Source organism: Achromobacter pulmonis (genome assembly GCF_002885955.2).
GTDB lineage: Bacteria > Pseudomonadota > Gammaproteobacteria > Burkholderiales > Burkholderiaceae_B > Achromobacter > Achromobacter pulmonis_A.
This window is the reverse complement of the sequence record NZ_POQS01000018.1, coordinates 22221-28694: the sequence shown is the minus strand read 5'-3', so window position 1 is coordinate 28694 and position 6474 is coordinate 22221. Positions and strand designations below refer to the sequence as shown.

The following is a 6474-nucleotide window of genomic DNA, read 5'->3' as shown; positions in this document are numbered from 1 at the left end:
CTTGCCGATGTCGTGCAGCAGCGCGGCGTAAGCCGCGGCGGCCGTCCAGGCTTCGGACTGCGCAGCCTGGTCTTCGGGCGTGGTGCCACTGGGCAGCAGGTAGGACTGCCGCAGCTTCAAGGCGTAGGCGACGATCTCCAGGCCGTGATCGAGCATGCCGCCCGGATACGCATGGTGATGCGCTTCGGAAGCGGGGAATTGCTGGACCAGCTCGGCGTAGCGCTCCAGCGGGGCAAGGTACAGCGCAGCGAACTGCTTACGGGATAGCGAGGTGCGCTGCCAGACANAACTGCTTACGGGATAGCGAGGTGCGCTGCCAGACATGTTCCAGCAGCTTCTGCCGGCGCGGCGTGGCCAGCAGCGATGCCGCCGACTGGGGGCGGATGAACCCGTTGACGGGCCCGGCGGCGGGCGTCGGCGGCGAGGCGTGAGCGGCTGGAACCGTTTTGCGCTGGAACAGCGAGAGCATGTGGGTGTCCTCTGGGAGGGGGCGGCCGGGAGGCCTTTTGGCCTTTGTATGGACGCCTCCTGTTTTGCAAGTGCTTTTCGGTGTGATGTCGAACAGAATGCGGCTGCAGTTTTGTATCCGGCCTGTCATGCAGGTCGATACCTGCTGGCCCCGATGGAATCCGCTGATCTGCTCCTCATTTTTCGAGTGGGTTCGTAACCCGAGGCCAAAACCAGGTTTGGCAGATCACGGTCCGACCTGTTTGCCAACACATTTCAATGCACCTGCAGAACTCGTAAGCAATCCATTTCTACCCAGTCAGTTAAAGGGAGCCGTCGGCTATGCCGGTCGGCTTGCGTAATTCGGCTCGTAGTCGCGCCCATGAGCCAGAAGCGCCCATAGCGTTCGGGCGGTTCGATTCGCTATCGCCACCGCAGCAACGTTGACGTGCCGATGCCGCGTTGCTGAAGCTGCCCATGACGGCAGTTCTTTGCTGTTCCAGAGCACTGAGCGCGCACCGTGAATGAGCAGAGTTCGCAGATAGGTGTCGCCCCGTTTGCTGATACCCAGCAGCTTGACCTTCCCACCTGTCCCTACTTGGCGCGGGACCAGGCCCAGCCATGCGGCGAACTCACGCCCTGATTTGAACGCAGCGGGATTCCCCATCGTTGCCACAGCGGCGGTTGCCGTCAGCAGACCTACCCCCGAAATCTCGGCGATCCTGCGGCACGCTTCGTTCTGCTTGAGCCACGCCTGAAGGCGGCGTTCAATCTCAGTCACCTGCTTGTTCAAGTCGCAGATCCTTGTGAACTGTTCGCGCAGGGTATCAATGAGTACCGCCGGCAGCTTGTCTACCAGGCGAGCGAGGACGCCGGGCACTGCCTTGGCGACTGCTGCAAAGCCTTGGGCCATGACTTCCCCGTACTCCGTTAGCAATCCGCGCAGAGCGTTGATCTGGGCGGTGCGAAACTTCACCAGTTGCTGACGCATGCGGTGCATCGCAAGAACGGCTTGCTGCGCCTCCGACTTGACGGCAACAGCCTTGACCCCCGGCTGCTGAACAGCCGTCCAGATGGCCCTCGCATCTGCGGCATCGTTCTTATTGCCATACACGAATGCTTTCACCTGCATTGCCGGCAGGAGCTTCACTGCATGCCCCATCGCCATAAGCTGGCGAGCCCAATAGTGCGCGCCGCCACATGCTTCCATGCCAATCAGGCAGGGCGTGCGGTTGACGAAGTGCTCCAGGAATTTCTCACGTCGTAACTGCACGCTGATGACCTCGTCGGTCTGCCAGTCGACTTCATGCACCTGGAAAACGCGCTTGGCGATATCAACACCGATGACGGTCTGCTTGTCGGTCATGTCGAACTCCCGATGAGGTGGATGAGCGATAGGTTTAACACCGGCGCCTTTTGCTGCGGACCTTTTGAGCGGTTCGCCGCGGGTGGAGGCGTCCATACCATTTTTCGAGGTAAGGCCTTTCCCCTTGGCGCCTCGTTCCCTTCCCATTTCAACCCTTTGACCTTTTACCGTTTAGGTATAGCGGGGCCTGCGTTGCGTTGTCAGCGTCAATGTGGAATACGCTGAAATGGAATCAACGGCGACTCGGCGCAGACGTCGTTCTATGCTGCCGACGCGCTTGTCATCAGCGCCGAGGCCCCGAGTGGCAGGCATCGGCGTCACCGGCAGGATGACGTCCTCCTCTCGGCTCGCCAATGTACGGGCCGAACAGGACGCTGAGGCGCCCGGTTCGCTGGGCCGTTCGGTCGGCTATGAGGTCGTCCGCCGCATGCACTATGTGCTGCGCATGCGGATGGGGGCTTCGATGGGGCCATACCGCTATCCGTACTTGGCCTGGACATCCTACGGGTACCAGTGGAAAGTAATGGGAATTTGCATTACAATCACTGGTGAAGCACAAATGGAGGTAGCGCTATGCCATCGCTGACTGTTACGACGAAGGGCCAAGTCACGCTGAAGCGCGATCTGCTGCAACACCTCGGGATTAAGCCTGGGGAGCGGCTCGAACTCGAAAAGCTGCCTGGCGGAGAACTCCGGATGCGGGCGGCGAAGCCGACCGGCACGATCGACGGCTTTCTTGGACTTCTCGCCGGCCGGGCCAACAAGGTCGCCACCATCGACGAAATGAACGAGGCGGCGGCGGCCGGCTGGGCGGATGAGCAGTGAAAGTCACCGTCGACGCGAACGTCCTCGTCCGAGGGCTCGTCAGGGACGACCCCGAACAGGCTTCGGTGGCCGACCAGGTGCTCCGAGAAGCTACGCTGATCGCCGTGCCCCTGCCGTGCCTGTGCGAGTTGTTCTGGATACTGCGCCGAGTCTATGGGTTCGAGCCGGCCACAATCGCCGTGGCGATCCGCGCGCTGATCGATACGGAGAACGTCGTCATGAACCGTCCCGCCGTCGAAGCTGGGCTTGCACTGCTGGAAGCCGGTGGGGACTTCGCTGACGGGGTCATTGCCTACGAAGGCATGTGGCTGGGTGGCGAGACCTTCGTCTCCTTCGACAAGAGAGCTGTCTCGCTGCTGAAGAAGCAAGGAGAGGCCACTCAATTGCTCTCCTGACGGAGCCCGAATAAGGTCTTTATGCCTGCCATTCATGAAGTTGCCACGCTGACCTCCAAAGGCCAGATCACGCTGCCCAAGCCCATCCGCCAGGCGTGGACGCTGGCGGCAAGCTGGCGTTCGAGGTGCGCGGTGGCGAGGTTGTCGTGACCCATGTCGACGCCGAGCACGAAGATCCTGCGGCACGAAGATCCTGCGATCGGAGCCCTTCGGGCGCTGCTGGAGGCCGATATCCGGGCCGGCCGGCATGTCCAGACGCTGCCGGAGGATCTCGCGCAGAGCATGCTGGCGAACGCCGGCCATACGGTGGACCTCGATGAGGAGATTGACGGTGAAGCGGCGCTATGATGCAGCAGCGTGGATGGACGCTGCTGTTCCATGAGGGCGTGATCGCGCAGTTGCGCAAACTGCGGGCCGCTGCGGAGCGGGCCGAGCAGAACGACCCACAAGGGTTCGAGAATAATGCCAACGCCAAGTTGTTCCGGGCGTTGAGCCAGTTGATCATGGAAGTCGTCCCGAGCGACCCGGCACGCGGTGAGTTCGCCAATGCAACACCTTGGGGCCGGCGTACTGCCACTGGCCGCGCGCAAAGATCGGACGGCTGTTCAGCTGTTCTTCCGTTACGACTCCAAGACTAAGGTGATCGTGTTCGCCCGGGTTCCTACCACCCTAACGGCGGGGATTGGCGTGTCCATTCGGGCAGGCATTTGCACCAGCGGTGGTAAGGAAGTAAGATTTCCTTGTTCCAAGTCTCCGGAGGCGATCATGCTTGCCAAATTGACTTCCAAGAATCAAATCACCCTGCCCAAGGCTGTGGTTTCAGAGGTGGACGCAGCGGAGTACTTCGAAGTGGCTGTCGAGAACGGCCGAATCGTGTTGACCCCGGTACGGGTCCAGCGAGCGCAAGCCGTCCGCGATAAGTTGCAGCGCCTTGGCATCACGGAACAAGATGTGGAGGACGCGATCGCCTGGGCTCGCCGATGATTCGCGTCGTTCTGGATACCAACGTCGTGCTCTCGGCGTTACTGTTTACGTCCGGCCGTCTCGCTTGGGTGCGTCGGGCTTGGCAGCACGGGAATTTGCGGCCCCTGGTATGCAAGGAAACGGCCAGCGAGCTGCTTCGTGTACTCGCGTATCCGAAGTTCAAGTTGACGGCGGAAGATCAGCAAGATCTGGTGGAGGATTTTCTGCCGTACGCCGACGTGGTCGAGTTACCGCAGCCGTGGCCCTCGTTGCCGATCTGCCGTGACGAAGACGACCAGGTGTTCCTGGTGCTGGCCTATGTCGGCCAAGCGAAGGCGCTCATCACGGGCGATGGCGACCTCCTCGCTATGCGGGACGAGTTTCCCAGCCTCATCGTGACGCCCGACGAGTGGGTTGGCCGACCAGCGAGCAGTCAGCGCGACTGAATGAGCTGCATCGCGAATGCTGGGGCATGGTAACCAGCCGGACGGCTCAGAGACATTGGTAGCCGCGAAGCGCGGCAGGCTGGCAGGAGTCGAAGAAAAGCCGATAGGATCATCATGAGGTAGCCGTCATGAAACCCGCAGCACAGACCACTTTCGCGGAACGCGCAGGCCGAGCCTTCGGCCGGATGTGGCGTGGCTTCGCTCGCTGCGAGCGCAAAGCTGTCCATTGGCTGGTGGCGCGTGGTGTTCCTGCGGACGCGGCGACGGCCCTGTTGTGGGCCATCAAGCTGGTTGTGTTGGGCGTACTGCTGTATGCCGCGTTCTGGTTGGCGCTGCTGCTGGTGTTCGCGATCGTTGCCGCTTGGGTTGCTCGCAATGCGGACTGGGATGACGATGAAGAGAACCAGCCACAGTGGCGCGTCGGCCCTGCGGGCTATGGACTGTATCGCGGCGACATACGGGTCGATATCGGTGATCCCTATGAGGACGAGTAGTAGGCCGGGAAAATTACTTGAGCGACTTGGAAATGACCCCTGGTCCTTTTGAACCTGCTGATTTAGCGCCATCGGTCGCCATCGTCATCATCTGAACGAAGTTACCGGCACGTACCCCGGCCCAGGCCAAAGCCGTCACCCAGAAGCCCGGCAGCACGATGAACATCGTCGCCATCACGAAATTCAGCAGCATGTCCCCGAAAGTGTTGTTGAGCCCGATCAGCGGATCGAAGTTCGTGTGTGGACGGTTATAGCCCCAGCCCCAACCGTAAAGCGCATCGAGGATCGTCGAGTCGATCCACCTCGCGAGTTGGAACCAGAAGTCCACAAAAAAGACTGCAAACTGCACCACGCTCACCGTCACCAGGGTCTTCAGGTCGTAGGTGCCAATGACTAGCACCAACGGGATGCACACGACCAGTGCCATCTTGAGCAGCGCGAGCACCATCGGCAACGCTTGCCGCACCACGTCCATCGCCGGGAAATAGCCCAGCGACCCGACGGTCAGCCCCACGTCGCTGGCGGCGCGGGTGGCGATGTTGGGCAAGGTCATGTTGATCTGGCCACCGTAGTCCGTGTAGACCGCTCCCCGATTGAGCTTCTGCTGGCGAGGGCTTGCGATGGCGCGGATCACTGAGTCGTTGACCTGGTCCCGACTCAAGAAACCCGCCCAGCCGCCAATGCGGGTCAGCAAGCTGGGGTCGACCTGGGCCAGCAGCCGTGCGCGAAGCCCGTTGCCGCTATCGGCCCACCACTGGCGGCAGGTCGGGTAGCCCGCGCCACTGGGCACCTCGGCCAGTCCGGCATCGCGGTTGCTGTCGTAGGGCCAGCCCTCGCGCGGCGTCTTCGCACGGTAGGTATCGTAGAAGCCTGCCGTATCCAGGAAGAACCGCGAGCCGATCCACGTCACGTCGTACATCTGCTCCTCGTCGAGGTCCGGGCGGCTCATGAACAGCTTGGCCCTCGAAGGCCCGTAGCAGTCGTGGGTGAAGTCGGCCACTTCCTGCGCGAGAACGGGATCGTCGATGCGGGTCGCATCGATGTCTATGCGCATTTGCCGAAGGTCCGTGCCGCAGGGAATGGCCGCGACCGAGGCGCCGGTGATTGCGCGCGAGATCGCGTGCATGGCGAACCACCACACCGGCACCTTGGCTGACTGGTTGTTGAGCGTGCTGAACGACTGCGACCAGCCCGTCTCGCCAGGCTCGGGCACGCTGACCTGGCATTGAGTTGAGCGCGCGGTGTCGTACTTGATGGTGTTGAAATCGACGTCGATGAAGGGAATGCCGGCGAACATGATGACCACGATCGCCACGAACACGCGGTTCTCGATGCGGGCCGAACTGAGCACGCCCTTGTTGCCTTCGTCAGCGCCTTCGCTGCGCGCCTTCAACCACTCCTGGATGACGATGGCGAGAAACGGGATGGCGAACACGCCGCTGGCGACCAGCACGTTCCAGATGCCGTTGTTGACGATCCAGGAGACCAGGGTGAGGTAGTACTCCAGATAGTCGGTGGTGTAGAGGGTCATCGCCGTC

General features: G+C 61.6%; 9 protein-coding genes and 2 pseudogenes. 8 read left to right on the top strand and 3 right to left on the bottom strand.

Going from position 1 to position 6474, the window contains the following annotated elements; genetic code table 11:
- Together C1I89_RS32955 and C1I89_RS32950 are read right to left on the bottom strand one after the other, a co-directional pair.
- Positions 1-469, bottom strand: a pseudogene (locus C1I89_RS32955) (TraI domain-containing protein); the annotation flags it as partial.
- Between the two features lie 318 nt (positions 470-787).
- Complete coding sequence (locus C1I89_RS32950) at positions 788-1813, bottom strand: IS110 family transposase (protein WP_102776346.1); 1026 nt, start codon at positions 1811-1813, stop codon at positions 788-790.
- A gap of 573 nt (positions 1814-2386) precedes the next feature.
- On the opposite strand from C1I89_RS32950, the gene C1I89_RS32945 reads away from it, so the two are divergent.
- From C1I89_RS32945 to C1I89_RS32915, 8 genes and pseudogenes are all read left to right on the top strand, one after another.
- Entirely contained in the window at positions 2387-2638 is a 252-nt protein-coding gene (locus C1I89_RS32945; protein ID WP_102776345.1) for an AbrB/MazE/SpoVT family DNA-binding domain-containing protein, read from the top strand.
- Positions 2635-3033: a type II toxin-antitoxin system VapC family toxin gene (locus C1I89_RS32940; protein WP_102776344.1), complete on the top strand. Its 399-nt coding sequence runs from the start codon at positions 2635-2637 to the stop codon at positions 3031-3033. The genes C1I89_RS32945 and C1I89_RS32940 overlap by 4 nt, the downstream gene beginning before the upstream one ends.
- 21 nt (positions 3034-3054) lie before the next feature.
- Positions 3055-3183 (top strand): AbrB/MazE/SpoVT family DNA-binding domain-containing protein, encoded by a 129-nt coding sequence (locus tag C1I89_RS36090; protein WP_440130683.1) that lies wholly within the window; start codon positions 3055-3057, stop codon positions 3181-3183.
- Between the two features lie 3 nt (positions 3184-3186).
- A complete protein-coding gene (locus C1I89_RS36085) occupies positions 3187-3381 on the top strand; it encodes a hypothetical protein (protein ID WP_440130682.1) in 195 nt (64 codons plus the stop codon).
- A pseudogene (locus tag C1I89_RS32930) lies at positions 3381-3693 on the top strand (type II toxin-antitoxin system YhaV family toxin); the annotation flags it as partial. The gene C1I89_RS36085 and the pseudogene C1I89_RS32930, both read left to right, overlap by 1 nt.
- Before the next feature lie 105 nt (positions 3694-3798).
- A complete protein-coding gene (locus C1I89_RS32925) occupies positions 3799-4017 on the top strand; it encodes an AbrB/MazE/SpoVT family DNA-binding domain-containing protein (RefSeq protein ID WP_102776347.1) in 219 nt (72 codons plus the stop codon).
- Positions 4014-4442: a putative toxin-antitoxin system toxin component, PIN family gene (locus tag C1I89_RS32920; RefSeq protein WP_102776343.1), complete on the top strand. Its 429-nt coding sequence runs from the start codon at positions 4014-4016 to the stop codon at positions 4440-4442. The genes C1I89_RS32925 and C1I89_RS32920 overlap by 4 nt, the downstream gene beginning before the upstream one ends.
- Before the next feature lie 128 nt (positions 4443-4570).
- Positions 4571-4936: a DUF3742 family protein gene (locus C1I89_RS32915; protein WP_102776342.1), complete on the top strand. Its 366-nt coding sequence runs from the start codon at positions 4571-4573 to the stop codon at positions 4934-4936.
- Between the two features lie 13 nt (positions 4937-4949).
- Here C1I89_RS32915 and C1I89_RS32910 read toward each other — a convergent pair whose 3' ends face one another.
- A complete protein-coding gene (locus tag C1I89_RS32910; protein ID WP_102776341.1) occupies positions 4950-6467 on the bottom strand; it encodes a conjugal transfer protein TraG N-terminal domain-containing protein in 1518 nt (505 codons plus the stop codon).
- Positions 6468-6474 lie beyond the last annotated feature (7 nt).